Below are 26,061 nucleotides of genomic sequence, written 5' to 3' on the forward strand. Positions count from 1 at the left end.
CGACGCCCCTCAGGACTCTTCGGGCTCGCGCTCGGCGACCCGGACGAAATCGTCGACCATGCGGTCGGCCAGTCCACGGAATCCGAGCGTCAGCGCCGGTAGCATGAGCCGGCTCTTGGGTTCGAACTCCAGCACCAGCGAGACCTTGCAGCCGCCGCCGTCGCCGAGCGTGGTGAAGGTCCAGCGACCGTGCAGCGACTTGAATGGCCCATCGCGCAACTGCATGTCAATGGCGTCCGGCGGGGACAGCGTGTTTTCAGTGGTGAACCAGGTCCGCAGGGCGCCGAGCCCCAGATCGAGGCGCGCGACCATGCGCGAGGGCGTGTCTTCCTCGATCACGGCCTCGTCGCACCAGGCGAACCGGCGGGGATAGGCGGCGACATCGTTGACCAGCGCAAACATGCGCTCGGCGGACTGCCCGACCAGGGCGCTACGTTCGATCTTGGGCATGACTCGCCTGGGGGACGTGCTTCGAGGACAATGTGCGGATGAGCAAGAACAGCGGCAAGGACAAGGATAAGGCAAACAGCACCGGCACCATCGCGCTGAACAAGCGCGCGCGCCACGAATACCACCTCGAAGACCGTTACGAGGCGGGTCTGGCGCTGCAGGGATGGGAGCTGAAGGCGATTCGCGCCGGTCGCGCCAACATCGGCGAGAGCTACGCGATGGTCCTGCGGGGCGAAATCTTCCTGATCGGCGCGCAGATCACTCCGCTGATCCAGGCCTCCACCCACGTCGTCGCCGATCCGCACCGCACGCGCAAGCTGCTGCTGCATCGCCGTGAGATCGACGTGCTGATGGGACGCATCCAGCGCGACGGCTACACCGTCGTGCCGACCGCGCTCTACTGGAAAGGCAACAAGATCAAGGCCGAGATCGCGCTCGCCAAGGGCAAGCAGCAGCACGACAAGCGCGATGCGGAGCGCGACCGCGACTGGGCCCGCGACAAGCAGCGGGTTATGCGGCGCCACAACAAGGACGCCTGAGTCCTGCCGCACTACACGTCGCGCGCCTTCGGCGCCGGCGTGCCCACTGGATCGGGATCATCCAGCATCGCGAGCGATCGTGGCGGCTCGCGCCGGACCTGACGCCTGCCCTGCCCGTGTCGCGATTCCGCGCACGCGGTTGAAGATGTCGATGTCCTGGATGCCGAGCCTCGCCACCACGACCCGCCCGCGGGGCGACGTAGGATCGCGGACGTCGACCTAGCCGGCGTCCGGCGCCAGCGTGAAGCGGATGGTGGCGCCCTGCCCCGGCACGCCTTCGGCGCTGATGCTGCCGCCGTGCCGTTCGACGATGCGCTTGACCGAGGCCAGACCGACACCGTGGCCTTTGTACTCGTCCTCGCGATGCAGGCGCTGGAAGGGCCGGAACAGTTTGCCCGCGTATTCCGCATTGAAGCCCGCACCGTTGTCGCGGACCTGGAAGACGCCGTGTGAGGCCGCGAACTCGATACGCGCGTCCGCCGCGTCCGCGGTGAACTTCCACGCGTTGCCGAGCAGGTTCTGCAGCAGATTGCGGACGAGTGCGGCGTCGCCGTCCGCCACCAGTCCGTCCGCGATCCGGATGTCGACCTTGCGCTCGGGATCCGCCTGGCGCAGTTCGGCGACCACCTCGTTCGCGATCCGGCTCAGGTCCAGCGGCGTGCGTCTGAACTCGCCGCGGGTGATGCGCGACATGCCCAGCAACGCATCGATGAGCGCATCCATGCGCGCGGCCGCGTTGCGCACCCGCCCCAGATAATCCTGTCCCTGCTCGTCCAGCACGGACTGATAGCGCTCGGAGAGAATCCGCCCGAAGCCGTCGATGCTGCGCAGCGGCGCGCGCAGGTCGTGCGACACGATGTAGGCGAAGGATTCGAGTTCGTGATTGGCCTGGGTCAGCTCGCGCGTGCGTTGCTCGACCCGCGATTCGAGCGTCCGGTTCAACGCATGCACCTGCGCTTCCGCACGCAGCCGCTCGGTGACATCGTCCACCTGCACCAGACGCACCACGTCGCTGCGCGTGTCACCGGGCACCAAGGTCGATGCCAGATGCACCTCGCGCAGATCGCCGTCCTGCCGGCGCAGCCGGCGCACGCTGCGCATGACGCCGTCGCGCACTGCCTGGATTTCCTGCGTGCGCGTGACCGGATCCCGGTGATCATCGAAATAGCCTTCGAACAGCGTGCCGATCAGGGCGGCCCGGCCGAGGCCGGCGATGTCCGCCATCGCAGGATTGGTTTCGACGATGGCGCCGTTGCGGTCGAGCAGCACCATGCCGATCGCCGAATACTGCATCGCATTGCGGAATCGCGCTTCGCTGCGCCGGTAGGAGTCGCTGAGCCGATGCGCCAGGATCTCCGCGCGCGACTGGGTGCGCGCCAGCGCCAGCACCACCGCGAACAGCAGCAGCGCCGCGAACACGCCGGCCGCGAGCGTGATCTTCAATTCGTCCATGCCCGGCGACGTCAGCGGGCCGAGCGGCTGGTAGTCGTAACGCCACACGCGCCCGTACAGCGACTGCGTGACGCTGTGCAGGATCGGCGGATCGGCGACATCGCCGAAGCCTTCCGACGCCAGCACTTCCTGCGGCGTGCCATCGGTGACATCGACGATCCGGAATGCGAGACGCGAACTCACCGGAATGCCGGCGCGCCCGATGAATTCTTCCGAGCGGAACGGGGCGAACACCCAGCCCACCAGCGCCTGCCGTCGCTCGGCCTGCGCATGCGGCAGTCGCGCCGTGCGATACACCGCGGCGAACATCAGCGAGCCGGGCTTGCCCTGATGCAGGGTCAGCGGCGCGCTCAAGCGCACATCGCCGCTGTCGCGCGCGGCGTCCATCGCCGCGCGGCGCACCGGCTCGCTGTACTGGTCGTAGCCGATCACCTGCCGCGTCGAGGCATCCTCGGGCTGGAAGTAGACGATCGCGCCGTAGCGCTCGCGCACGCCCCGCGGACTGAGGACGAACAGCCCCTCGCCCGCCTGCCGTCGCTGCAGCTGCAGTTCGGCAAGCGACCTCGGCTCGAGATACGCCACATAGCCCAGGCCCTGCAGGCCCGGCAGCTGGCGACTGATGTCGAGCCCGTCAACATAGCCGCGCCACTGCCGCGAGGTGGGCGTATCCGCTGCAGCGCTGTGCAGCGCCACGCCGCCGCGCAGGCTCAGTTCGTACTGCAGCAGCCGCTGGCGGATGACATCCGAGAGCTGCTCCGCATCGGCCACGAAACTCGCTTCGGCCAGCCGGTGCTCACGCTCCAGCGCGTTGCGCGCGTACAGGGCGACCATCAGCAGCGCCCCCACGAGCACCAGCACCGCGAGCGCATGACTGCGACGGAGTCTCGAGACGGAACGGGCAATGGTCGACGATGTGTCGGTCGCGGGATCGGCCATGCCGCTAGCATAGCCGGGACTTCAAAACTGGCGATACGGGCGCGCATCCGGCGCCGCACAAAGAAAAACCGGACCCGATTGCTCGGGCCCGGCTCGTCAATTGGTGGAGGTGGCGGGAATCGAACCCGCGTCCGAAGGAACTCCATCCCCGGTACTACATGCTTAGCTCACCGTTGGATCTCGTCCTGTGGCAGCACGGTGTGCAAAGCGCACCCCAGGACCAGCCTGCTTTGGTTAAGCCGTGACTGACAGGCAGCCATCACAGCCGGTTCCGTGATAATGACCCTACATCTACGAGCACGGGCACAAGTAGGTTCGGGGCTTACGCCTTAAGCGGCGAGAGCGTAGTTGTCGTCGTTGGCAACTAAAGTTTTGCTGCTGGATTTACGAGGAAAGCGGCCCCCTCGGCATGCACCAGGCAATTTCGCAACCCCCGTCGAAGCCATGGCACCCCCGGGAAATCAGAATCTGCGCTGATGCCGCCAGTATAGGCGCGGACCGGCGTCCCGCAAGGCTTCCGCCCTACTGCGATGGCACGGATTCAGTCGTCACTCGCGCAGCGCCACTGCCGGATGAAACGCGCAACACGATGATCTCGCCTATGCGATATGCCGCCGGCTATACGTGTGCATGTTGGAAATCGCGCTGATAGCATGCGCGTCCCCTTGGGGAGTAGCCGGCTTCCGCATCGCGGAAGCGCCTGCGTCAACACACTCGATCCGATGCGATCGTGGCGCAGGCAACCATCCAGGTTGGCGAGACCAGCGGCACCGTGGCGCCATGCAGGCATGGGCGCGCCACGCGCCGTCGTCCCGACGCCCGCCTGGAATCGACACTCGAATGTCCCTGCTGTCCATCCTTCTCATCGGCTTCGCGATGTCCACGGACGCGTTCGCCGCGGCCATCGGCAAGGGCGCCGCGATGCAGCGCCCGACCTTCAGGGAAGCGTTGCGTGCCGGCGCCATCTTCGGAGTCATCGAAGGCATCACGCCGGTCATCGGCTGGGCGCTCGGACTCGCCGCTGCGGCGTACGTGACGCGCTGGGACCACTGGATCGCCTTCGTGCTGCTGGCGATCCTCGGCGGCCGGATGATCCATGCGGGCCTCACCACCCGCGATGCCGACACGGCCCAGGTGCCGCAGCGCCATGGCTTCTGGAATCTGGCGACCACAGGATTCGCGACCAGCATCGACGCGATGGCGATCGGCGTCGGCCTGGCCTTCATCGACGTCAACATCGCGCTGGTGGCCGCGGTCATCGGCACCTGCACCCTGGTCATGGTGACGGCGGGCATCATGCTCGGCCAGGTGCTGGGCGCGATCGCCGGCCGGCGCGCGGAGATCGTCGGCGGCGTGATCCTCATCGGCGTAGGCGCGGCGATTCTCCACGAACACCTGTCAGGGGGAGGCGGCATCGGATTTCCGCAGTGATCCGGCACATATCGCCTGCCGGCGGCCGGATTGCGGCGCCTGATTCACGATTGCGCCACGCCACGCGCAAGAGTCTGGACGACCGACCCGCTGGAGCCGTCCACGATGAAAGTCCGCCGTGTCTACAGCCTGCCATCCCTTCCGGCCGCGCAGAGCGCCATCCGTGAAGCCCGCGACGCCGGTATCGAGGACGACGACATCTCGGTGATCGCGCGCTCGGACATCGAGCTCGACCAGGTTCCGGAGCATCAGAAAGAAGCGCCGACCGACTTCAAGCATGCCGCAGTGCGCGGTGCGGGCCTTGGCGGCGCCACCGGTCTGCTGGCCGGGCTGGCCGCTGTCGCGTTTCCGCCGCTGGGCCTGACGATCGCAGGCGTCGCATTGACCACGCTGGGCGGTACCGCTGTCGGCACCTGGGCGTCTGCGATGGTGGGTGCGTCCCTGCCCGACCCGATCCGGCGTCGCTTCGAAAGCGAGATCGAAGCGGGACGCATCCTGGTCGTGATCGACGGCGAAGGCGACGTGCTGGAACGCGCGGAGTCGGCCTTGACCACGGCAGGCGCCGTGCATCTGCCCTACGAGGATCCGTCGGCGCTCAGTTGAGCGCGCCCAGGCAGATGGTCAGGTTGCCGAGGTGGCGGAGAGAGTGGGATCGGATCGTCTCTCACCCAACCCATTGATCTCATTTCGGAACACAAACACAGAATGGGTCCTAGTTTTTGTCCGGAGATCACAACTACACACAGAGCATGCCGCCACCACCTCCGCAAGGACGGTCGGCATGCAGTTATTCGGGGCATGAGGCTTCGCTTGCCCAAGGTAATTGACTAATTCTCATAAATGTGAATAGAGGCCGCATGGACACCTTGCGCAAATCGCGTGCGTGTTTCGCTGAGCGGGTCTTCAATTTTCTGGATCCCATCAACTTCAAGTCGCCAACCGGCTTCTCAGCGGCCACATCAACGAGTCCGCGCGCCCTGGCCCGACTGAGCGTCTGAAGTGATCGACCTCGCCCTTGAACTCGCGGCCGATATGATTTGCCGCCGTAACGCAGGCCTGCCCAGGCTCGATCATTCGCCCCCGACTTCTTCGACTCCCCGCATCGGAACGAAGAGCCGACGCATGGAGCGGGAACTGCCTCCTCTTGGAAAACTACTTGAAAACCGCAGAAAGGCAGTCAAGGAGCATGGGCCACACGCGGCGCCTTTGGAGGGTAAGCATCCCACGCTGCATTGACGAAAGAAGCGCCAAACAGGCTGCCCAAACGCCCCCGTCCTCACAGGGCGTTTTTAGTGGACCCGAAGGGTTCGCGATGTTGTCCCTGGCCGATCTGGCCTGGCAAGGGGCTTCTGGATCCGACCGAAAGGCGGAACCCTAGCGTCCTCTGCGACCGGGTCGCGTTCCAACAGTTGCTGGCTCCCAGCTAGAGTCGCGCCGGTCGCCTGCTCCAACTTCGCGAAGCAGTCAGCCTGCGCCTCTGGGGAAAGCGCCCCCCATGCTTGCTACAGATGCTTTAAGCGCTGCTCCAATGTGGCGAATCGCCGCACACTTCGCTTGGCCCACTCCTCTGGTAGCCCCCCCCCCCCCGAACTGGATGCAGTTCCAAAAACTCCTCCACCGCTCGCTCGGCTCGACCCGACATCTTCAAAGCGCGCCCCTCTACCGCTTTCCGGCGCGTCCACTCCGTGACCCAGCGGCAGATGGTATTCAGGCGCCGGACGAGCTCACGCAGATCGGTGCGCAGGGCCTTGGCGGCGGCGTGCGTGGACAAGCGCGTGGCGCAATCCTCCAAGAATTGGCATGTCGCTTTGAAGCGGTCGACCACCGCCGCCAACGCTTGGTCGAGCCACACGCCGACCGCTTCCTGACATAGCGCTTCAGCGGATGGTCCTTCGCCGCGCGGTGGCAGCAGGCATTGGCCCACGCCGAAGGCTAAGGGCAAGCAGAGCAATCGCTTAGCCCAGTCACAGCTCCCTGATCTCATTTGGTAAGCGCAAGTTAGCTATGCAGCTTCTATCGATTGTGTTCATGGCTCAATGAACACAGCTGGCCTTTCGTTACTCTTGCGTCCGGATCCAGGAGAAACATCGTTTGGTGCCACGCATGTGCTGGAATGCTCGATTGAGTTACTCACTGTTCCATCCGCTCCGGTCAGAGTTGTTCTCCACCGAAAAGTCGTAGTGCCACTTTCATAACTTACTGCACATCGAAAGTTGAAGGTTAAGGGGTCACGCTGAGCAAAGAGGTGACTTACCTCGTAAGGGCTGCATTCCCACCCCTCTGGACAGTCGATGTTGACCGTGCGCTGCTTGACAGCAAATCTCGGATAACCGGCAAACTCGATCGACGCTGGAATCCGCACGCCTTGCAGACCGGAGGCGTCTGGAATTGAAGTGATATGAAATTTCTCAGTAATCACCTTCAGCTCGAGGGCCTCAATGTTTTCAATTGGCATGAAAACCATCGTGCCGTATCGCGGATCTCCAACCTCGTACCCGCCATGCACGATGCCCACAGCCTTCGAGCCTTGAAAGACCGGGCCGCCGCTATCACCACCTTTAGCAACGGGCCCCTGCCCCGAAAGAGGCTCAACCAACACATAATTTCCAACTTCGCCGCCGAACGTAAATTCAAAGTCCTTTTGAATGACTTTCCCGCATGTGTAGCCAGTTGTTCGACCCTGCTTGCAAACCTCAGAATCCAGACCCAACTGCGAAAGAGACGTCACGCCATCGATGTCTATCGTCCCCAGCGGCCCCGTTGTCTGAATTTGATTCGGGTGCGGTCGCGGAGGCGATAGGGACCAGGATTGCATATGCCATTGAGCATCTACGGAACCGCGTGTAATTCCGTCGTATCGCCACAACTGAATTGGCTCACCTTCAACCGTAGCAATGTTCGGAACAGAATGCCCGGCCGAAAGAATTCCCTGTGAAAGTGATTTGTGAACAACGTTGAAGCCAAATGTGGCAGAACGCGCGAGTCCGCCCGGACCTAGAGCCCCTTGATAGCGCATGCCGCCAAGTAAAGCGAATTGCTGGTGAAAACCGGGGGTTCTTACGACCTCGACGAAATTGTAAAGACGTATGAATCCTGCCAGAGCTTTCCTTGCCTCCGACACGTTCAGCACCCCCACTCGAACTTTGAGCGAACTCATATCGAGCACTGATTCAAACTTGATTCCGGATTCGGAAAGTTCAATTCCGACCTCACGCTGCACGGCCTTGAGAAGTTCAAGAGGATGCTCAGCACGCGCGGCCACAAATAAAGGGTCGCTTGTGTATTTGGAAAGATTTTCCGCAGGATCTTCTGTAAATCGGATTACAACCTGCGGCACGACCGCGTCACTAAAAATCATTCCCGCGTAAATATTGGGCAGCTCCCGCCGGAGCTTCTCATCGAGTAATGTTGAGGCCGGCCCAAGACCGCGGATCCCGGTCGAACCGACACTGAGCGCAGGCAAGTCGGCTATTGCTTCCTCGCGGCCATCTGCTAGACACAACTGGGGGTAACACAAAAATAGGATTAAAACCGACGATGAAGACAGGGCAATCGCTCGCATAGAGTTCCTTCTCCAGCTCAATCTAAAATCAAGGAATGTAAACCAGCATCCGCTTTCCCTCGCAACTATCAGCCACCATCTCGCCTTCGTAGCCCTCAATGCCACCTCCGATTAACTCGGAACGAACGCCAAATCTCAGCTTCTTTTCGCTTCTCGGATCCCAAACCCCGACCGCCCTCCCGTCTTCCTTCAGAAGCTCATAATGGCCTGGCCAGACAGCAAGCACCCCTCGATCTTCATTGTTCCCAACAACGAAGATGCAGCCATCTCGCGACTGAATCTTTCCATTTTCGATAAGAACTAACGGAAGAGGTTGGTTTGGCTCAAGCTTGGCCAATGAAATTACGAGGTCATCCTGCTCCCGATCGACGCTCACCGTCGCCGACGCGCAGGACGCGTTGACTATTGAAAAAGCGATCACCGTCCCCTTAACGAAAAATCTCATATCCTTGGCCCTTCGTGATCGACATCGGATATCGATGACTGTGGCAAAGTCTCGCCACAGCCTGACAATCATCTGGGCGAGGTTCTCAGCCATTTCTCACCCTTGCAGGACAGCTTGCGCCACCGAGTTGGCGTAAAGATGTCGGACATTGAGCAACCTAGAGGCAGGGATACTCCGAAACCGTCATTTTGAGTAACGCGCGCCCCCTCCTCTCCCTACTAATTATTTCTACGCCATAGCGCCTGTAGCATGGGGCTCTTTTCCGATTGCTCAAACATCGTCAAAGACCCTTAGATGGCACATTCCCACTGATTTGGAAGGGATCTCGGTTCCCGCAGGTCCGAGCGGCGCAGCCTGAGCCGCACCCGCGTTCGTCGCGATCGTTGCAATGCTACCTCGGGTAATTGCCTTTCAAACACTTGCCCATACTGAGCCTGCGCCTACTAGTGCCGTGTCCGCTCTGGGGCTCTTGCTGTGCTTCGAGCTGCCACTCAAATTTCAAGGTTCTGAGGCCCGGAGAATGCGGCCCTAGTCCCTCCAGCTTCTCCTTGGTAGAGAATTCTCAGCTTTAGGTCGCGCGATGCTCATCGTTTAACTCATGCCCGACAAGTTGCGCGCGAAGCGTCGACACGACGCCAGCGCCCTATAGCTATTGAATCAACATCTTTCGAAGAAAATGGAAACCGCGCTTTCCTGGCGCCCACCCCGCCCCCACTTCCGCCAGATGTCGGCTGAAAGCCTTTGAGACCCAATTGCCCTGCCTGTTCTCGGCGTCCGCCTTGGCCGCGGGAAACAGACGCTGATGGCCCGCCCTGCGTCGACTTTCGACCCACGCTAAGAAGCCTAGCTCAAGCAATTCGGGGTGCACAGGCACCGCGCGTAGGCTCACATCTGTCTTCACTTTCTGATGCTCTTCTTTATCGGATACGCGGATGCACGGGAGACCGTCCTCCTCACTGAGGTCGTTGGGGAGGAGCTGGCCGACTTCAGATGCTCGGGCGCCCGAGTAGAGCCCGATGAGCGACGCCCACCGGGCGGATTCAGACAGCTTGCCGAAGATGGCCGGCGCGAACAGCGCATGGATCTGCTCTCGATCAAACGCGTTGAACCCGAGCTTCCTAGGGCCCGCTTCTCACGAGCCGGAAACAGCTCACGTGGCCCTCAGCAGGGCAATCACCCTTGGGGTAGTGGCTAGACGCCATCGCCAAGTCGAAGAATCCGCCTTCCCGCCCACGTGACTCTGCTTGTTCGTGAGCGTAGGCGTCGAGGCCCCAGCGTTCCGCATGGACTGATACCAGCGCGCCAGATCCGGTCGAGTATGCTCGCGACCCGCGTTTTCTCGCTCAGGAACTGGACGAGGGCTTGGAGAGCGGCCTTTTTGATCGTGTAGGTCTTGGGTAGCGTGCTGCCCTTGAGCGTCGCGAGCCACGCGTCCCTAAGCTTTGCCTCGTTGGATGGGCTCCAAGCCGGTCCGCGATGCGGCCGGAGTCGACGCCGGCACGATGCCGTCAACTAGGCCCTGAAGCGGGTCGTCGCCCCTACGTCCCTGCTGGACCTCCCGAAAGAGCCGGACGTCTCTTTCGTCGTCAATCTGCCGACGCTCGCTGGAGTGCCATCAGGCCTCAAGGTCCGGTTCTACATAGGTCGCGGACACTGTCGGCGCCGCTCAATCGCCCGATGCGCGCGCCCACCTCGTCCTGAGTCAGCTTCGCCACGCGTTGATCCCGCAACGAGCCGAAGAGTTGAGCACAGCCCGCCGCAAGCATGACGCCGCGCACCCGACCTTCTAGCAAGTCAGCCGAGCGAAGCGAGCGTTTGAGGAGCCGGCATCCTAGGATGCCTTGAAGATCGGCCGTCATGCGCTGCCGAAAGGCCCAGCGGCCCGACGATGCGCGCACTAGATAAGGAATCCGCATAGGGTTGTGACCCAATCTATGTCCTGATTCGCCAACCGCGATGTCGCTATCAATCCAAAAAAAATAAATTGGATATGACGGCTTGGCGGAGAGAGTGGGATTCGAACCCACGGAAGGTTTGACCCTTCGGCGGTTTTCAAGACCGCTGCCTTAAACCACTCGGCCATCTCTCCGATGTGTTTCGCTTCGCGCGAGCGCCGCTAATGCGGCCTCGGTGTGAGCGCCATCGACCGCGGGGCGACGCGTCCTCCGGATTCTGATCAGGAACGTCGACTCGGATCCGACCCGCGATCCTACGCATGTTCAACGGGCGGAGGGTGTGGAGATCGACACGCCGCCGTCTCCCCCTTGAACCGCAACCCTGGAGCGACCGACACAGGACCGGAACGCTCCAGGATCCGTCAGGCGATTGTCGCACGCGCCGCGGCGGCGGCGATACGCGGCGGCGGGATCGGACCACCGGGCACCGGCTTTTTGTCGCAATTGCGGCAGTCCAGGCTGGACGCCTCGATCAGGGGCGGCAGCTTCTCGGCGAGGAAGTCGATGAAGACGCGCACCGCCGGCAGCAGGCCACGACGCGATGCGAACACGGCGTGGGCGATGCCTTGCGGCAAATGCCAGTCCGGCAGCACGACTTCCAGCTCGCCATTGCGGACGGCTTCAGCGCACAGGGTTTCGGGCAGCATCGTGATGCCGAGGCCCTGCTTGGCCAGCGCCATCAGCATCGGGAAATCGAAACCGGCGACGCGCGGCTTGAGTTCGACGCGACGCGTGGTGCCGTCGTTGGCCTGCAGGTCCCAGCGCTGCTTCACTTCGTCCTCGCCCATGCTCATCGTGGTGTGCTGGTCGAGTTCCGCCGGATCCTTCGGGCGACCCATGCGATCGAGATAGCCGGGGCTCGCGACCAGCAATTCCTGGATCTGGCCGAAGCTGCGCATCACCAGGCTGCCGTCATCGTCGAGCTTGGAGCGCACGCGCACGGCGACGTCGAAGCCTTCGTTGATGACGTCCACGCGCCGGTTGCTGACATGCAGCTGGATGCGCACCTGCGGATAACGCGCGAGGAACTCCGGCAGCAGCTGCGGAATCGACTGCTGCGCAATGCTGACGGGCACGCTGACGCGGACCAGACCGCGTGGCTCGGCGCTGAGTCGATCGACGACCTCACGCGCGGCCGTGGCCTCGGCCAGCATCGACTGGGCATGCCGGAACACGCTCTGGCCGACATCGGTGACCGCGAACCGGCGCGTCGAACGCTGCAGCAGACGCACGCCGAGGTCGTTCTCGAGCTGGCTGATGCGACGGCTCAGCCGCGACTTCGGAATGCCGAGTGCACGCTCCGCGGCCGCGAAGCCGCCGTGTTCGACGACCATCGCGAAGTAGTACAGATCATTGAGATCCTGCATCGGGGGAACCTCGCCATCAGAACAATGCGCGATATTTCATCACCTTTATTCCAATTCCGCAACAGACGGCATCTATCGATGCCATTCGTTCCAAATAGGACGCAGGCCGTCTCTGACGATCAGTCGATATACGACACGCCGCCCATATAGGGCCGCAGCACTTCAGGCACCTCGATCGAACCATCGGCCTGCTGGTAGTTCTCCATGACCGCGACCAGCGCCCTGCCGACCGCGACGCCGGAGCCGTTGAGCGTGTGCAGCAGCGTCGGCTTGCCGTCGGCCACGCGCCAACGGGCCTGCATACGACGCGCCTGGAAATCGCCGCAGTTCGAGCACGACGAGATCTCGCGGTAGGTGTCCTGCGACGGCAGCCAGACTTCGAGGTCGTAGGTGCGCTGCGCGGTGAAGCCCATGTCGCCCGAGCACAGCAGCATGCGGCGATACGGGAGTCCCAGCTGCTCGAGCACGACTTCCGCGCACCGGGTCATGCGCTGGTGTTCCGCGTCGCTGTCGTCGGGTGTAGTGACCGAGACCATTTCGACCTTCTCGAACTGGTGCTGGCGGATCATGCCGCGCGTGTCGCGGCCGTGGCTGCCGGCTTCCGCGCGGAAGCACAACGAGTGCGCGGCCATGCGCAGCGGCAGGCGTTCCGCATCCAGAATCGAATCGCGAACGATGTTGGTCAGTGAGACTTCCGACGTCGGAATCAGATAGCGCGGCGCATCGTTGACCTGCAGCGCGAAAAGATCCTCTTCGAACTTCGGCAACTGGCCGGTTCCGACCAGGCTCTCGGGATTCACGATCAGCGGCACGCTGGTTTCTTCGTAGCCGTGCGTATTGGTATGCAGATCGAGCATGAACTGCGCGAGCGCCCGGTGCAGGCGCGCGAGCTTGCCGCGCAGCACGGTGAAGCGTGCGCCGCTGAGCTTGGCGGCGGTTTCGGCATCGAGCCAGCCGTGACGCTCGCCGAGTGCGACATGGTCGCGGACTTCGAAATCGAAGGCACGCGGCGTGCCCCAGCGCGCCTGCTCGACGTTGTCCGCTTCGTCGCGGCCCACGGGCACCTCGGCATCGGGCAGATTGGGCACTGAGAGCACGATCGCTTCGATGTCGGCCTGGATCTCGACCAGACGCGCTTCGCTGGCCTTGAGCGCATCGCCGAAGCCGGCCACCTCGGCCAGCAGCGGCGCGACATCCTCACCCTTGGCTTTCGCCTGCCCGATCGCCTTGCTGCGCGTGTTGCGCAGGTTCTGCAGTTCCTGGGTGCGCACCTGGATCGCCTTGCGCTCGCTTTCCAGCGCCTCGAGACGATCGACCGGCAACTCGAGCCCGCGTGTCTCGCGCAGGCGCGCAGCGGTCTCGGCGAGGTGTTGACGCAGCAGGCTTGGATCGAGCATGACGGGGTCGCACGGCGTGGAAAGCGGCCATTATCGCCCGGATCACGCGTCGGGCGCCCGTCCACGCTGTGCAAGAATGCCGCCTCGTTGGAGGGAGGCCCCCATGTCCGGAATGCCATCGCGTCTGCGCCGCACCGTCGCCGAACTCCGTCCACGCGGCGGCGCCTGGCTGATCATCGGTGGCGCCTGTGTCGCCGGCGGCCTGCTGTTCCTCCTGTTGTGGTTCGCAAGAAGCGATGCGCCGGAGACATCGCTGGACGAAACCGGCGCCGTCATCGGATCGCCCGAGGGCGCACTCGCGCCATTGCCCGCCCCGCTGCCGGCCACGCCCGGCAGCGCAAGCGGTATCGAATATCCAGACCCGCCACCGCCGCCGCCCGCACCGGTGCCTGCGGCCGCACCGCTGCCGCCGCTCGCCGACGCGGCACCCGTCGCGACCCCTGCAACGGTCGATGCCGCGCAGACCGCGCCACGCCCCATCTCCACGCCGGGCCCCAACTATCCGCGCGCGTCCTTGCGACGTGGCGAATCGGGTGAGGTGCTGTTGCGGGTACATGTCGATACCCGTGGCCGCACCGCATCGGTCGACATCATCCGCAGCAGCCAGTTCAACCGCCTCGACCAGGCCGCGGTGAGCGCGGTGCGTCGCTGGCGCTTCGAGCCGGCAACCCGCGATGGACAGCCCGTCGCAGGCGAGGTGCAGGTGCCGGTGGACTTCGCGCCAGGGAGCCGCTGAGCCCGGCGTAGCCGTGACATGACATCGACAGCCTGCATGGGAGCCTCGGCGCACCCATTCAGCTGGAGTCCTGCCATGAACGATCCGCTGCAGCGTCCCCACGATGTCCCGCCTGCGGATGCGCCTGCGCGCAAAGGATCGAGTCCGCTGATCTGGATCCTGATTCTGGTCGCACTGGTCGCCCTGGGCTGGTACTTCCTGAGCCAGCGCACGCCCAGCACGCCGCCCACGGTGCCGGACGCGCCGGTCATCGGTGATGGCATCGCGCCGCCTGCCGAACGCGAGCCCGCCGCCGCGACCGAACCGCGCGCCACCGCGCCGCGTCCGGCCGTGCAGGCGGATCGCGATGCACGCGCCGTGAGCCAGCCCGAGCCGACGTACCCGCCGGCAGCTGCCCGCAGCCGCGAGGAAGGCACGGTGATGCTGCTGGTCCAGGTGGACGCCAGTGGCCGCCCCACCGATGTCAGCGTGGAAACGCGCAGCCGCTCCCGCGATCTGGATCGCGCCGCGATCGACGCCGTGCGCGGCTGGACCTTCGAGCCGGCCATCCGCAACGGCAAGCCGCAGGCCAGCGCCGTGCGCATCCCGGTCGAATTCACCCTCGACGATCGCGCAGGCGGCACTGCGCGCAACTGAGTCGCGCCCGCGGATGTTCAACGGAAGGGATCCGCATGCGGATCCCTTTGTTTGTGCGCGGCTTCAGCCTGCGCGCAGACCGAAGCCCGTCGTCTGCGCGATCCCGATGAAATCCGGAAACGACGTTGCCACGTTGGCGGTATCGGTGATCGCGAATGGGCCGGCGGCGCGCTGCGCGGCGATCGCGAAGGCCATCGCGATACGGTGGTCGCCGTGGCTGTCGATCCGGGCGCCAGCCCCGAACGGATGGTCCGGCCGGCCCTGGATCGTGGCGCCATCGGGCGCTTCGACGATGTCGACGCCAAGCGCGCGCAGACCGGTGGCCATGGTCGCAATCCGGTCGGATTCCTTCACCCGCAATTCGGCGGCGCCGGTGACACGGGTCGTGCCCTGTGCACAGGCCGCGGCGATGAACAGCGCCGGGAACTCGTCGATCATGTCCGGCACGTGCTGCTCGGGCACATCGATGCCGTGCAGCGGTGCGTAGCGCACACGGAGGTCGGCCACCGGCTCGCCACCCTCCTCGCCCGCATCGGATTCGACGATGTCCGCGCCCATCAGGCGCAGCACATGCAGCAGGCCGGTGCGACGCGGGTTCATGCCGACACGGCGCAGCACCATATCGGAACCGGGCACGATCGAGGCGGCAACGAGGAAGAACGCCGCCGACGAGAAGTCCGCCGGCACGCGCACGTCCGTCGCGCGCAGGCGATGCCCGCCGCTGAGACGCGCGATGCCCGGCGCGAATTCGATCGGCCAGCCGAACGCGGCGAGCATGCGCTCGGTGTAATCGCGCGTCGGCCGAGGTTCGTGCACGACGGTCTCGCCATCGGCGTACAGACCCGCGAGCAGCAGGCAGGATTTCACCTGTGCGCTGGCGAGCACGTTGTCGAATTCGATGCCGGTCAGCGGTGTACCACCGTGCACGTGCAGCGGCGGCACGCCGCCCTCGCCGGTGTCGATGCGCGCGCCCATCTGCGCCAGCGGCTCTGTGACGCGGCGCATCGGCCGCTTCGACAGCGATGCATCGCCGACCAGCGTGCTGTCGAACGCCTGACCCGCGAGCAGACCGGCGATCAGACGCATGCCGGTGCCGGCGTTGCCGCAATCGAGCGGACCTTCAGCCGCGCGCAGGCCGTCGATACCGACGCCGTGCACGACGCGCACACCCGGAGCCGGCGTGTCGATCGCGACGCCGAGGCGACGGAAGATCGCCTCGGTCGCTCGTGCGTCCTCGCCTTCGAGAAAGCCCTCGATGCGCGAGGTGCCGTCGGCAAGCGCGGCCAGCATGATCGCGCGGTGCGAGACCGACTTGTCGCCCGGCACCCGCACCTCACCGCGCAGCGGCGCACCCGGCGCCGCGATCCACGACGCCTCGCTCACGGCACGGCGACCGGGTAGGAACCGAGCACGCGGACCTCGCCGGCGAACGCGTCGATTTCGCCCAGCGCGTCCTTGAGCGGCGATTCGTCGACGTGGCCGTTGACCTCGATGAAGAACGCGTACTGCCACAGTGCACCGTGCGCCGGGCGCGATTCGATGCGGTTCATGCTGATGTCGCGGCGCGCCAGCGGTTCGAGAATGCGGTACAGCGCGCCCGGCTGATCGCGGATGAAGACCATCAGCGACGTGCGGTCGTTGCCCGAGGTCGGGAACGCGCCGCGGCCGATGACCAGGAAGCGCGTGGTGTTGTCGCTGCGGTCCTCGATCGGGCCGGCGAGCACCTGCATGCCGTAGACGTGCGCGGCGTTCTCGCCGGCGATCGCGGCCGCGTCGTCGGATTTCTTGGCCCGGCGCACCGCTTCGGCATTGCTGACCACCGCGTGCTTCTCGACGCCCGGCAGGTTCTCGCGCAGCCATTGCTTGCACTGCGCCAGCGACAGACCGTGCGAGTAGACGCGCTCGATATCCTCGATGCGGCCGGTGCGCGAGAGCAGGTACTGGTGCACGCGCAGCTCCACCTCGCCGCAGATCTTCAGCGGCGAGGTCAGGAACATGTCGAGCGTCGACTGGATCGTGCCCTGCCCCGAATTCTCGACCGGCACCACGCCGAAATCGGCATTGCCGGCGGCGACCTCGTCGAACACTTCTTCGATGCTCGCCAGCGGCAGGCCCTTGGCCGAATGGCCGAACTGCTTGTGCACGGCCTGCTGCGAGAACGTGCCTTCCGGGCCGAGGTAACCGATCTTCAGCGGTTCCTGCTGGGCGAGACACGCGGACATGATCTCGCGGAACAGGCGCACGAGTTCGGTATCCGACAGCGGGCCGTCGTTGCGGTCGACGACACGGCGCAGCACCTGCGCTTCGCGCTCGGGCCGGTAATAGTCGACTGCGGCGGCGAGCTTGCCCTTGGCCTTGCCGACCTGGCGCGCGAACTGCGCGCGCTCGGCGATCAGCGTCTGGATCTGGTGGTCGATGCCGTCGATCTGCGCGCGCACCGCGTCGAGATCGGGCTTGGCGACGCCTGCGGTGGCAGCGGCCTTCACCGCGTCGACCTTCGCAGCCGCCGGCTTCTTCGCCTGCGCAGCCACCGGGGTCTTCTTCTTCGAATCAGCCATGGGTCTTCTGGAAATCCTGCATGTAGGCAACGAGGCTGCGGACGCCGTCGACCGGCATCGCGTTGTAGATGGACGCGCGCATGCCGCCGAGCACGCGGTGACCCTTGAGGCCGATCAAACCGGCCTCACGCGCGCCGTCGAGGAACGTGGCATTGCGCGCTTCGTCGGCGAGGAAGAACGGCACGTTCATGCGCGAGCGCACGGCGGCATCGATGTCGTTGCGATAGAAGCCGCCCGATCCGTCGATCGCGCCGTAGAGCAGCGCCGCCTTCTCGTCGCTGCGGCGGTTGAATTCCACCGTGCCGCCCTCGTCGAGCATCCAGCGAAATACGAGACCGGCCACGTACCAGTTCCAGGTCGGCGGCGTGTTGAGCATCGAGTCGTTGGCGAGCTGCGAGCCGTAATTGAAGATGTCAGCGCGCGGCATCCCGGCGTGCTCGAGCAGGTCGCGGCGCACGATGACCACCGAGATGCCGACCGGCCCGAGATTCTTCTGCGCGCCGGCGTAGATCACGCCGTAGCGCGAGATGTCGATCGGCTCGGATGCGATGCTGGAACTGAAATCGGCGAACAACGGCACGTCGCCGGTGTCGGGCGCGGTTTCGCCCCAGGCCGGCCGGTACTCGACGCCGTGGATGGTCTCGTTCGCGGTGATGTGCACATAGGCCGCGCCGGGCGTCAGCCGCCAGGACTCGCGCGCGGGAATCGTGCGGTAGCCGTCGGCTTCGCCGCTGGCGGCGATGTTCACCGAAACCGATGGCGTGAGCTGCTTGAGCGCGGTCTTGCCCCAGTGGCCGGTGACGATGTAATCGACCGTGTCGCCCTGGTTCGCGAAGTTCAGCGGCAGCAGCGCTTGCGCCGTCGTCGCGCCGCCCGGCAGGAACAGCACCGCGTAGTCATCGGGCACACCGAGCAGCGTGCGAAGATCGGCTTCGGCGCGTGTGGCGACCTCCATGAACTCCGGTCCGCGGTGGCTCATCTCGACGATCGACGCGCCGGCATCGCCCCACTCCAGCATGTCCGCCTGCGCCTGTTTCAGCACGCTTTCAGGCAGGGCCGCCGGTCCCGGGGCAAAGTTGTACGCACGCGCCATTGAACACTCCACGGAACGGATTTCGGGGCCGGCAAGTATGCCGCAGCGCAACAGTTTGACGTGCATCCGATGGTTGCGCTGGCAACGTATGTCCACAGGTCGAATACAGGCGCACAGCGCCGAGGAGTTTCCGTGATGTCGTTGCGCGATGCCCTGCGGATCCGCGAATCCGAAGTCACCGATGAGACCGTCTATCGCGACCGCCGCCGGCTGCTGGCGCTGATGGCCGCCGCCCCTGCATTGGGCCTCGCCGGCTGCGCCGAGGCCGAGCCCCCGCCGCCGTCCACGGCCCGGCTCACGCCCGAGCAGGCGCGCAGCGGATTCCGCACGTCGGAAGAACTGACGCGCTACGAGGACATCACCACCTACAACAACTTCTACGAGTTCGGCACCGGCAAGGGCGATCCCTCGCGCGCGGCCAAGACGCTGCGCACGTCGCCGTGGACGGTCGAGGTCGGCGGCGAGTGCGCCAAGCCTGGCCGCGTGTCCCTGGAGGACCTGCTGCGCGGCGCCGCCAGCGAGGAACGGGTGTACCGGCTGCGCTGCGTGGAAGGTTGGTCGATGGTGATTCCATGGACCGGCGTGTCGCTGGCCGACGTGCTGCGCCGGTTCGAACCGACGTCCAAGGCGAAGTACGTCGCGTTCACCACGCTGGCCGACCGCGAACAGATGCCGGGCCTGCGTTTCCGCTCGATCAACTGGCCCTACCGCGAAGGCCTGCGCATCGACGAGGCCATGCATCCCCTCGCCTTCCTCGCCACCGGTCTGTACGGCAAGCCGACGCCGCAGCAGAACGGCGCACCGCTGCGTCTGGTCGTGCCGTGGAAATACGGCTTCAAGAGCATCAAGTCGATCGTCGGCATCCGCTTCGTCGAACGCATGCCGCCGACGGCGTGGAACCAGCTGCAGCCCTCGGAATACGGCTTCTTCAGCAACGTCAATCCGGCGGTCGACCATCCGCGCTGGAGCCAGAAGAGCGAACGCCGCATCGCCGGCACCGGCAACCGCCTGATCGCCAACCGCATCGACACGCGCCCCTTCAACGGCTACGGAGACCAGGTGGCCTCGCTGTACGCGGGCATGGATCTGCGCCAATGGTATTGAGCGGCCGCGCCGCGCCGCCTGCGGGACGCCGGATGCCAGCGCCCACGCCGCCCGGCGTCATCGCGGCGAAGGTGCTGGTGCATCTGCTCGCGCTGGCGCCGCTTGCCTGGCTGGCCTGGCGCACCTGGCAGGTCCTGGGCGGCGGCAATATCGATGCGCTCGGCGCCGACCCCATCGTGGCGATCGAACACGAGACCGGCACGGGCGCCCTGCGTCTGCTGCTGATCACGCTGGCGGTGACGCCGCTGCGCCAGCTCACCGGCTGGACCGTCCTGCTGCGCTTCCGTCGCATGCTCGGGCTGTACGTGTTCGCCTATGCCAGCATCCACTTCGCGGCCTGGCTGACCCTCGATCTGGTGGGCGACGTGTCGAAGATCGCGATCGAAATCGCGCGACGCCCCTTCATCACCGTCGGATTCCTGGCCTGGCTGCTGCTGGTGCCGCTGGCGGTCACGTCGACCAAAGGCTGGATGCGCCGGCTTGGCCGCAACTGGGGGCGTCTGCACCGGCTGATCTATGCGATCGCGGCGCTCGCCGTGCTGCACTTCTGGTGGATCGTCAAATCCGACTGGCGCGAGCCTGCGCTTTACGCCGGCATCCTGGCCGCGTTGCTGGGCTGGCGGATCTGGAAGGCGCTGGATCGCAGGCGCGGTGCACGCCCGGCTGCCAGGACCGCAGCCGGCCGATGAAACTGCGCGTCGGCAGGCGACGCGCGGACACGGGGTTCAGGCCGGCCCGAACAGCAGCAGTGCGCAGAGCAGACCGGCGATCAGCAGCGCCGCAAGCAGCAGCCACGGCAGCGGCAGTCCGCCACTGCGTCCGCGGGAGGCGTCTTCGGTCAGATAGGTCTCGTCGGGGTCCTCGTCCGCGCCGGGCAGCACCACGACGCGCGACGGCGCCTCGACGACGAAGCGGTGATGGGCGTCGAAGACGACCTGGTCGCCTGCGCGCAGCAGCGCGTCACGCACCGGTTCGCCGTTGACCACGCTGCCCTCGCCCGACCCCAGATCGACCAGGCGCACGCCGCTGCCGGCGCGCTCGAGACGCGCATGCCGGTCCGCGAAGCCCGGATCCTCGATGCGGATGTCGGCCTCGGCGTGACGTCCGACCAGGCGCGGCTGTTCCAGGGTGAAGCTGCGGCCGTGGTAACGGCCACCGACGCCGCGCAGCACGGTGCGTACATCGGCGTCGTCGCCTTCGAACGCATCGTCGGCCGACAGGTCCTCGCCGCGCGTCGACAGCGGCACGGCCGATACCAGCCGGAGTTCCTGACCGTCGACGTAGATCGCGTCCCCGGTGCGGAGCATCGCCATGCGCCGGATCGCGCGGCCGTTAACGTGCACGCCGCGCACGCCCTCGCTGACGGTCAGCCAGACGCCGCGGCGATCGACGCAGAACCGCACACTGGGATCAGCGCCATCGCGCACGGGTCCCAGACCGTTGCGACCGACGCGCGGCGCAATGCCGTGCACGCCGATGTCGAGCGGCAGCTCGGGTTCGTCGGGAGTGGGGAAACGCAGCTTGAGCGCGGTCATGCGGCGGCAATCTAGCACGAGGCGCGGCCCGCGCCGGCCGTCACTTGGTCGATGCGCCGCGGCGTCGCAGAATAGTCGCCTCTTTTTGCGGAACCGACTCCATGGCCGGCATCGATATCACCCACCCGCATTCGCTCGCACCGGACAAGGCGCGCTCCGCCGTCGAGGACGTCGCAGGCAAGCTTGCCGCGAAGTTCGACATGCAGACCGCCTGGAGCGGCGACAGCCTGAAATTCAGCCGCTCCGGCGTCGACGGCACGATCGACATGCTGCCGGGCAACCTGCGGGTGACCGCCAAGCTCGGCTTCCTGCTCGCGGCGATGCGCGGCCCGATCGAGGCCGAGATCCGCCGGGTGCTGGAAGAGAAGTTCCGCTGACGGTCACGTTCCGCGGCGGTCAGTCGCGGACGTACGGCGCGGGATGACCGGCGAACAGGCGATCCGAGATCGTCCGTTCGTCGCGTTCGATCTCCGCAACGAATGCATCCGCATCATCTAGCGCATCGAAGGCGGCATAGCCGCGCTCGAGGAAGCCCTGCAGCTCCTTCAGGCCGGCCAACCGCGCGGGTCCACGCGAAAACGCCAGCAACGCGGAGACGCCGCGCATCCGCAGCGCCCGCGCGAAGCCGCCGCCGACCCGCGCGACCAGCCGGATCTGGCGCTGCCGCAGCAGCGGTCGACCGACCTCGTTGTAAGCCCGCGCGTACAGCGTGTCGTCGAGCCGGCGTCGCCGCGGCGCGAGCGTGTGCAATGCATCGGCCATGTGCAGATCCAGGGCGTGGCTCAGCGCCCCGACCTCCAGCGTATCGGCGACGGTCACCAGCAGGCTGGCCGGCAGCAGCCGTCGCATGACCGGCAGCGTGCGTGCGATGTCGGCGTCGCGACGGGTGAAATCCCGATCGCCATAGACATCGTCGAGGAAGAATTCGGCAGCCGGGCGCCGCGCCGGATCATCGAGCACGTGGTCGAAACTCGACGCCAGTCGCGCCGCCTGCCAGCGCCGCAGTTCCGGCACCCAGTGCGAGCCGTTGCGCGGCTCGGCCACCGGGTCGTGCAGCCGCTGGTGCCAGTAGAGACGATTGCGGAGGCGGAGGTGGATATCGGATTCGCGCATCTCCGCATCTTCGATGCTGGCCGCGCTGCGGGCAATCCGCGGCACATGCGGTGACGAACGACACGGCGGCTGCGCGGATGAACGCCGCGCATCGCCTGGAGTGAATGCTCTAGCCCGGCGCGGGACGCTGCAGCTCCCATCCGATCTGCTGGAGCACTCCATGGCCACGACCCGCAAGACGACGAAGAAGACCGCCAACCGCCGCGCACCGGCCGACGGCGTGCACCGCACCTCGGACACGGCGCGGCCGTCGATCAGTGAATCCGCGCAGCAGATCTGGCTGGCCGGTGTCGGCGCATTCGGACGCGCGCAGGCCGAAGGCTCGCGCCTGTTCGACGGCCTGGTGAAGGATGGTCTCGGCCTCGAACAGACCGCGCGCAGCTTCGCCACGGCGCGGGCCCAGACCGTGCGCAGCGCGATGGAAACCGGCGTCGATCAGACCCGCGAACGTGCGGCCGAGACCTGGGACCGGTTCGAACGCGTGGTCGAGGAGCGCGTCCAGCGCACCCTGCACCAGCTCGGCGTGCCGGACCGCAACGAGGTGCAGGCGCTGCGCGACAAGGTCGACGCGCTGAGCCGTGAGCTGCGTGCGCGCGGCGGACGGACCGCGAAGGCCGACGCACCCGCTGCGACCGGCAAGGCCCCGCCCCGCAAGACCGCGGCGCGCAAAACGGCGCCCCGCAAGGCCGCGGCACCCGGCAAGACTGCGAAGAAGACCGCGGCGCGCACATCGCCAGCCGCAGCCCAGCGCCGCAGGACGCCCGCGTCCAAGGGCTGATCGACACGCCCACGCCGCGGCGGCCCGATGCGCTGCCGTGGCGTGGAGCATGCGCACTGCCACTGCGGGTACGCGCGCCTCGGGTATTCTTCGACACCGATACGCAGAAACGGCTGCCGCATGACTGCCCAATGGCTGGCCGCGACGGGGGTGGCACTCGCCATCGGGATCGTCGCGACACTGTTCTTCCACACCATCCAGCGCCGCCGCGACGAGACCGCCGCCGGCATCGTCGCCCTGTCGGCGATTTCCTGGCGTGGCTTCATCGGGATGGTGCTGCAGGCCCTGCAGCGGCGTGGCTATGTGCACACCATCGGCACCGGCGAGATTTCCGGCGACAGCGATTACGTGCTGCAGCACGAGAACGGCCGCTGGCTGCTGTCGTGCAAGCACGGCGCGACGTTCGTGCTCGGCCGCAATGCGGTGCAGACCCTGTCCAGCGAGATGCTGCTGAAAGGCGCGACCGGTGGCCTGCTGGTCACCCAGGGCCGGATCGACCGCGACGCCCGCGATCTCGCCGGCAAGCTGCGCATCGAGTTGCTCGATGGCGAAACCCTGTGGCCGGAAGTGCGCGAGCTGATGCCGGCCGACCAGCTCGCCGAGATCCGTCTGCAGACCGGCACCCGGGCGCGCCGGCGGATCCTGCTGTCCTGGCTGCTGGCCCTGCTGGCCGGCATTGCCACCTTCATCCTGATGCCGGCGCCTGCACCCGCCGCCGCCCCGGCCGCTGCCACGACGGCACCCGCCACGTCCGCCGAACCCGTCCACATCGCAGCGCCGCCGCGGGCCTCGATCGACGCGCAACGCAGCGATCTCGTTGCGTCGCTCGGCACGCTGCCGTCGGTGACACGCGCAGCCTGGGCCAGCGGGTCCACGCTGCAGGTCTTCATCGACCGGCCCGATGACCAGGCCACGGTCGACCGGGTCTGCGCGCTGGTGCTGCGACAGCCCGACCTGACCGCGTCGCGCATCCAGCTGACGCCGCCGCCGGGCAGCGGCCAGCAGACACGCTTCCTGCAGTGCCGCAGCTTCTGATCATGTGCGCCGCGCGCGACGCGGGCGATGTCCCGGCCTTGCAGCCGGCTGCGTTGCGGGCCTGCACACTGCGCGGTCATGCGGCACGCGCATACGGCGGCGGCGCGATGTTGATTCGCGGCGCCGGCACGGCGACGCGAGTTCGATCTGCACGATCAACGCCACGGGTTGCGATGCTGGCTCGCGCCGACACCGGCGCCGCACACAGCTCCGCGCGATGTATCCGGACGCCGCCTCCGGCGCAGCGCGCCTCGCACCCGCGCCGCGCGGACTGACCCGCGCCGATGGCCCGCGATACCCGCCAACGGATCCTCGATTGCGCACTGGCGATGTTCAACACGCGCGGCGAGCCGGGCGTCACCACCAACCATATCGCGGCCGAACTGGGCATCAGCCCGGGCAATCTGTACTACCACGTGCGCAGCAAGGACGACATCATCGAGCAGCTGTTCGCGCATTACGAAGCGCGCATGGATGCGGCGCTGGTCGTGCCCGAGGCACGCCTGCCGGAACTCGAGGATCTGTGGCTGCAGCTGCATGCGGTCTTCGAATGCGTCTGGGACTACCGCTTCCTCTACCGCGACCTGCTGGAAATCCTCAGCCGCAACCGAAGGTTGCGCGTGCGGTTCTCTCGGATCCTGGGACGCGCCCACCTGCGTGCGCGTGCGTTCGTCACCGGCCTGGCGCGCGCCGGCATCCTGCGCGCGTCGGCCACCGAGATCGACGCCGCGGCCACGAACCTCATCGTCGTCGCCACGTTTTGGCTCAACTACAGCGCGACGCGCGGCGAACGCGACGAGCAGGCCGCGATCCGCGCCGGCATCGTGCAGGTGATGATGCTGCTGTCCCCCGCCCTGCGCGACGCCGAGCGCGTCCATCTGAATTCGCTGGTGCAGGCCTACACCGACTGAGCCGGCGGATCGCGATGCGCGTGTCCGCGTGCCGGACATCGCCCGACGCACGCGTCACCGCACGCCGTTTCAGACGTCCAGCGGATCGCCGGGCGTGCCATCCGCGCGCTTGAGCTCGGGCAAGGCGCCACCGCGCCAGCGCCGCAGCGCACGCTGGAAGAACAGGCTGTTGGGAATCTGCAGCACGGTGCCTGCACCGTCGCCGTCGTCGGTCTCGCGCAACGTGGTGTAGACCAGATTGATGTCGACCACCTTGCCGCGCAGACCCGGCTTCTCGCCGTTCTCCAACAGCTCGACATGGTCGTAGAGCCGGAACGGACGCGTGGTCAGGATCAGCATCGTGCAGAAGATGTTCGACAGCACGCTCCAGGCGGCGAAGAACGCCACCGCTGCGACAGCCGCAAAGCCCGTGAACGCCGTCCACAACACCGTGCCGGACACGCCCAGACGCTCGAGCACCAGCAGGAACGCCGCGGCGTAGATCAGGAACGAGGCGACCCGGCGCGCGCCGACCACCGCCTCGGGCGGCAGCGTGTAGCGGTGCCCGACGCGTTCCACCAGCCGTCGCACCAGCGTGCGCAGCAGCCAGGCGACGAGCAGGATCAGCAGGATCTGGCCGATCGGCACGACGATGTCGAGCCAGTCGTGCAGCCACACGGGCAAGCGGTCGCGATGGAACACGCGGACTCCGGAAAGCAGGGATGGCGCGCATTCTAGACCGGCGTGGTCTGCATCGGCGGGCGACAGGCCGTCCCGACGGGCATCGCGTCATACGACTGCGGTCGCGGCGGATCGAGCAGGTCCGCGCAGGTCGAACGCGCGCGCCTTCAAGACGCACAACGAAAAAGACCACCCGGGCGGGTGGTCGATTCGTTCCGATCCGATGGTGGGCGGTACAGGGATTGAACCTGTGACCCTTGCCGTGTGAAGGCAATGCTCTACCGCTGAGCTAACCGCCCGTTGATGCATCGTCCGGCAGTGCCGGCCCGATCGGGACGCGCATTCTACGAGCGATCGCGCGCGCCGGC

23 protein-coding genes, 2 tRNA genes, 1 other RNA gene, 1 pseudogene and 1 riboswitch are annotated in these 26,061 nt (G+C 66.1%); of the genes and pseudogenes, 11 read left to right on the forward strand and 16 right to left on the reverse strand.

Annotated features, from left to right (window positions below; translation table 11 throughout):
* Window positions 1-9: 9 nt before the first annotated feature.
* Window positions 10-450, reverse strand: coding sequence for a type II toxin-antitoxin system RatA family toxin (locus AC3A5K_RS03195; protein WP_487616050.1), 441 nt, complete (start codon window positions 448-450; stop codon window positions 10-12).
* A gap of 38 nt (window positions 451-488) precedes the next feature.
* Here AC3A5K_RS03195 and smpB point away from each other — a divergent pair, with 38 nt between their 5' ends.
* A complete protein-coding gene (gene smpB, locus AC3A5K_RS03200; protein WP_487616051.1) occupies window positions 489-989 on the forward strand; it encodes an SsrA-binding protein SmpB in 501 nt (166 codons plus the stop codon).
* Between the two features lie 219 nt (window positions 990-1,208).
* Here smpB and AC3A5K_RS03205 read toward each other — a convergent pair whose 3' ends face one another.
* Together AC3A5K_RS03205 and ssrA are read right to left on the reverse strand one after the other, a co-directional pair.
* The gene (locus tag AC3A5K_RS03205) at window positions 1,209-3,377 is read right to left on the reverse strand and encodes a CHASE domain-containing protein (RefSeq protein ID WP_487616052.1); all 2,169 of its coding nucleotides are present in this window, start codon (window positions 3,375-3,377) and stop codon (window positions 1,209-1,211) included.
* 101 nt (window positions 3,378-3,478) lie between these two features.
* Window positions 3,479-3,832: a transfer-messenger RNA gene (gene ssrA, locus AC3A5K_RS03210) on the reverse strand.
* 206 nt (window positions 3,833-4,038) lie between these two features.
* A riboswitch (yybP-ykoY riboswitch) is annotated at window positions 4,039-4,169 on the forward strand.
* 48 nt (window positions 4,170-4,217) lie between these two features.
* Here ssrA and mntP point away from each other — a divergent pair.
* Both mntP and AC3A5K_RS03220 read left to right on the forward strand, forming a co-directional pair.
* Entirely contained in the window at window positions 4,218-4,808 is a 591-nt protein-coding gene (gene mntP / locus AC3A5K_RS03215; protein ID WP_487616053.1) for a manganese efflux pump MntP, read from the forward strand.
* A 105-nt stretch (window positions 4,809-4,913) separates the two neighbouring features.
* The gene (locus AC3A5K_RS03220; protein WP_487616054.1) at window positions 4,914-5,411 is read left to right on the forward strand and encodes a hypothetical protein; all 498 of its coding nucleotides are present in this window, start codon (window positions 4,914-4,916) and stop codon (window positions 5,409-5,411) included.
* Window positions 5,412-6,834: 1,423 nt separating this feature from the next.
* Here the strand turns inward: AC3A5K_RS03220 and AC3A5K_RS03225 are convergent.
* The 6 genes and pseudogenes from AC3A5K_RS03225 to serS form a co-directional block, all read right to left on the reverse strand.
* Window positions 6,835-8,370: a S1 family peptidase gene (locus AC3A5K_RS03225; protein WP_487616055.1), complete on the reverse strand. Its 1,536-nt coding sequence runs from the start codon at window positions 8,368-8,370 to the stop codon at window positions 6,835-6,837.
* A 28-nt stretch (window positions 8,371-8,398) separates the two neighbouring features.
* Window positions 8,399-8,908 (reverse strand): hypothetical protein, encoded by a 510-nt coding sequence (locus tag AC3A5K_RS03230; RefSeq protein ID WP_487616056.1) that lies wholly within the window; start codon window positions 8,906-8,908, stop codon window positions 8,399-8,401.
* Window positions 8,909-9,206: 298 nt separating this feature from the next.
* Window positions 9,207-10,731 (reverse strand): annotated as a pseudogene (locus AC3A5K_RS03235) (DUF6538 domain-containing protein).
* A gap of 83 nt (window positions 10,732-10,814) precedes the next feature.
* Window positions 10,815-10,904 (reverse strand) — tRNA-Ser (locus tag AC3A5K_RS03240).
* Between the two features lie 228 nt (window positions 10,905-11,132).
* Window positions 11,133-12,137, reverse strand: coding sequence for a LysR family transcriptional regulator (locus AC3A5K_RS03245; protein WP_487616057.1), 1,005 nt, complete (start codon window positions 12,135-12,137; stop codon window positions 11,133-11,135).
* A gap of 119 nt (window positions 12,138-12,256) precedes the next feature.
* Window positions 12,257-13,534, reverse strand: coding sequence for a serine--tRNA ligase (gene serS, locus AC3A5K_RS03250; RefSeq protein WP_487616058.1), 1,278 nt, complete (start codon window positions 13,532-13,534; stop codon window positions 12,257-12,259).
* Window positions 13,535-13,637: 103 nt separating this feature from the next.
* Between serS and AC3A5K_RS03255 the strand changes: the two genes are divergently transcribed.
* Window positions 13,638-14,270: an energy transducer TonB gene (locus AC3A5K_RS03255; RefSeq protein WP_487616059.1), complete on the forward strand. Its 633-nt coding sequence runs from the start codon at window positions 13,638-13,640 to the stop codon at window positions 14,268-14,270.
* Window positions 14,271-14,345: 75 nt separating this feature from the next.
* Entirely contained in the window at window positions 14,346-14,906 is a 561-nt protein-coding gene (locus AC3A5K_RS03260; RefSeq protein WP_487616060.1) for an energy transducer TonB, read from the forward strand.
* 63 nt (window positions 14,907-14,969) lie between these two features.
* Here AC3A5K_RS03260 and aroA read toward each other — a convergent pair whose 3' ends face one another.
* Genes aroA through serC form a run of 3 tightly spaced genes read right to left on the reverse strand, consistent with a single transcriptional unit; the run spans window position 14,970 to window position 18,557 of the window.
* Window positions 14,970-16,289, reverse strand: coding sequence for a 3-phosphoshikimate 1-carboxyvinyltransferase (gene aroA / locus AC3A5K_RS03265; RefSeq protein WP_487616061.1), 1,320 nt, complete (start codon window positions 16,287-16,289; stop codon window positions 14,970-14,972).
* Window positions 16,286-17,464, reverse strand: a complete 1,179-nt coding sequence (gene pheA / locus AC3A5K_RS03270; protein WP_487616062.1) for a prephenate dehydratase — start codon at window positions 17,462-17,464, stop codon at window positions 16,286-16,288. The genes aroA and pheA overlap by 4 nt, the downstream gene beginning before the upstream one ends.
* Window positions 17,457-18,557 (reverse strand): phosphoserine transaminase, encoded by a 1,101-nt coding sequence (gene serC, locus AC3A5K_RS03275; protein ID WP_487616063.1) that lies wholly within the window; start codon window positions 18,555-18,557, stop codon window positions 17,457-17,459. The genes pheA and serC overlap by 8 nt, the downstream gene beginning before the upstream one ends.
* A gap of 135 nt (window positions 18,558-18,692) precedes the next feature.
* On the opposite strand from serC, the gene msrP reads away from it, so the two are divergent.
* Both msrP and AC3A5K_RS03285 read left to right on the forward strand, forming a co-directional pair.
* Window positions 18,693-19,661 carry a protein-methionine-sulfoxide reductase catalytic subunit MsrP gene (gene msrP / locus AC3A5K_RS03280; RefSeq protein WP_487616064.1) on the forward strand — a complete coding sequence of 323 codons (969 nt, stop codon included), beginning with the start codon at window positions 18,693-18,695 and terminating at the stop codon, window positions 19,659-19,661.
* 32 nt (window positions 19,662-19,693) lie between these two features.
* Entirely contained in the window at window positions 19,694-20,350 is a 657-nt protein-coding gene (locus AC3A5K_RS03285; RefSeq protein WP_487616065.1) for a protein-methionine-sulfoxide reductase heme-binding subunit MsrQ, read from the forward strand.
* 36 nt (window positions 20,351-20,386) lie between these two features.
* On the opposite strand, the gene AC3A5K_RS03290 is transcribed toward AC3A5K_RS03285, so the two are convergent.
* Window positions 20,387-21,196, reverse strand: a complete 810-nt coding sequence (locus tag AC3A5K_RS03290; protein WP_487616066.1) for an FHA domain-containing protein — start codon at window positions 21,194-21,196, stop codon at window positions 20,387-20,389.
* A gap of 101 nt (window positions 21,197-21,297) precedes the next feature.
* Between AC3A5K_RS03290 and AC3A5K_RS03295 the strand changes: the two genes are divergently transcribed.
* Window positions 21,298-21,573 (forward strand): polyhydroxyalkanoic acid system family protein, encoded by a 276-nt coding sequence (locus tag AC3A5K_RS03295; protein WP_487616067.1) that lies wholly within the window; start codon window positions 21,298-21,300, stop codon window positions 21,571-21,573.
* A 19-nt stretch (window positions 21,574-21,592) separates the two neighbouring features.
* On the opposite strand, the gene AC3A5K_RS03300 is transcribed toward AC3A5K_RS03295, so the two are convergent.
* Window positions 21,593-22,309, reverse strand: a complete 717-nt coding sequence (locus tag AC3A5K_RS03300; protein ID WP_487616068.1) for a DUF8198 family protein — start codon at window positions 22,307-22,309, stop codon at window positions 21,593-21,595.
* Window positions 22,310-22,469: 160 nt separating this feature from the next.
* On the opposite strand from AC3A5K_RS03300, the gene AC3A5K_RS03305 reads away from it, so the two are divergent.
* The 3 genes from AC3A5K_RS03305 (at window position 22,470) to AC3A5K_RS03315 (ending at window position 25,033) form a co-directional block, all read left to right on the forward strand.
* A complete protein-coding gene (locus tag AC3A5K_RS03305) occupies window positions 22,470-23,087 on the forward strand; it encodes a phasin family protein (RefSeq protein ID WP_487616069.1) in 618 nt (205 codons plus the stop codon).
* A gap of 120 nt (window positions 23,088-23,207) precedes the next feature.
* Window positions 23,208-24,122, forward strand: a complete 915-nt coding sequence (locus AC3A5K_RS03310; protein WP_487616070.1) for a restriction endonuclease — start codon at window positions 23,208-23,210, stop codon at window positions 24,120-24,122.
* Window positions 24,123-24,406: 284 nt separating this feature from the next.
* Window positions 24,407-25,033 carry a TetR/AcrR family transcriptional regulator gene (locus AC3A5K_RS03315; RefSeq protein WP_487616071.1) on the forward strand — a complete coding sequence of 209 codons (627 nt, stop codon included), beginning with the start codon at window positions 24,407-24,409 and terminating at the stop codon, window positions 25,031-25,033.
* Between the two features lie 69 nt (window positions 25,034-25,102).
* Here AC3A5K_RS03315 and AC3A5K_RS03320 read toward each other — a convergent pair whose 3' ends face one another.
* Window positions 25,103-25,714 carry a mechanosensitive ion channel domain-containing protein gene (locus AC3A5K_RS03320; protein ID WP_487616072.1) on the reverse strand — a complete coding sequence of 204 codons (612 nt, stop codon included), beginning with the start codon at window positions 25,712-25,714 and terminating at the stop codon, window positions 25,103-25,105.
* Between the two features lie 203 nt (window positions 25,715-25,917).
* Window positions 25,918-25,992, reverse strand: a tRNA-Val gene (locus AC3A5K_RS03325).
* Window positions 25,993-26,061 lie beyond the last annotated feature (69 nt).

Source organism: Luteimonas sp. Soil_C_5, from assembly GCF_057656615.1.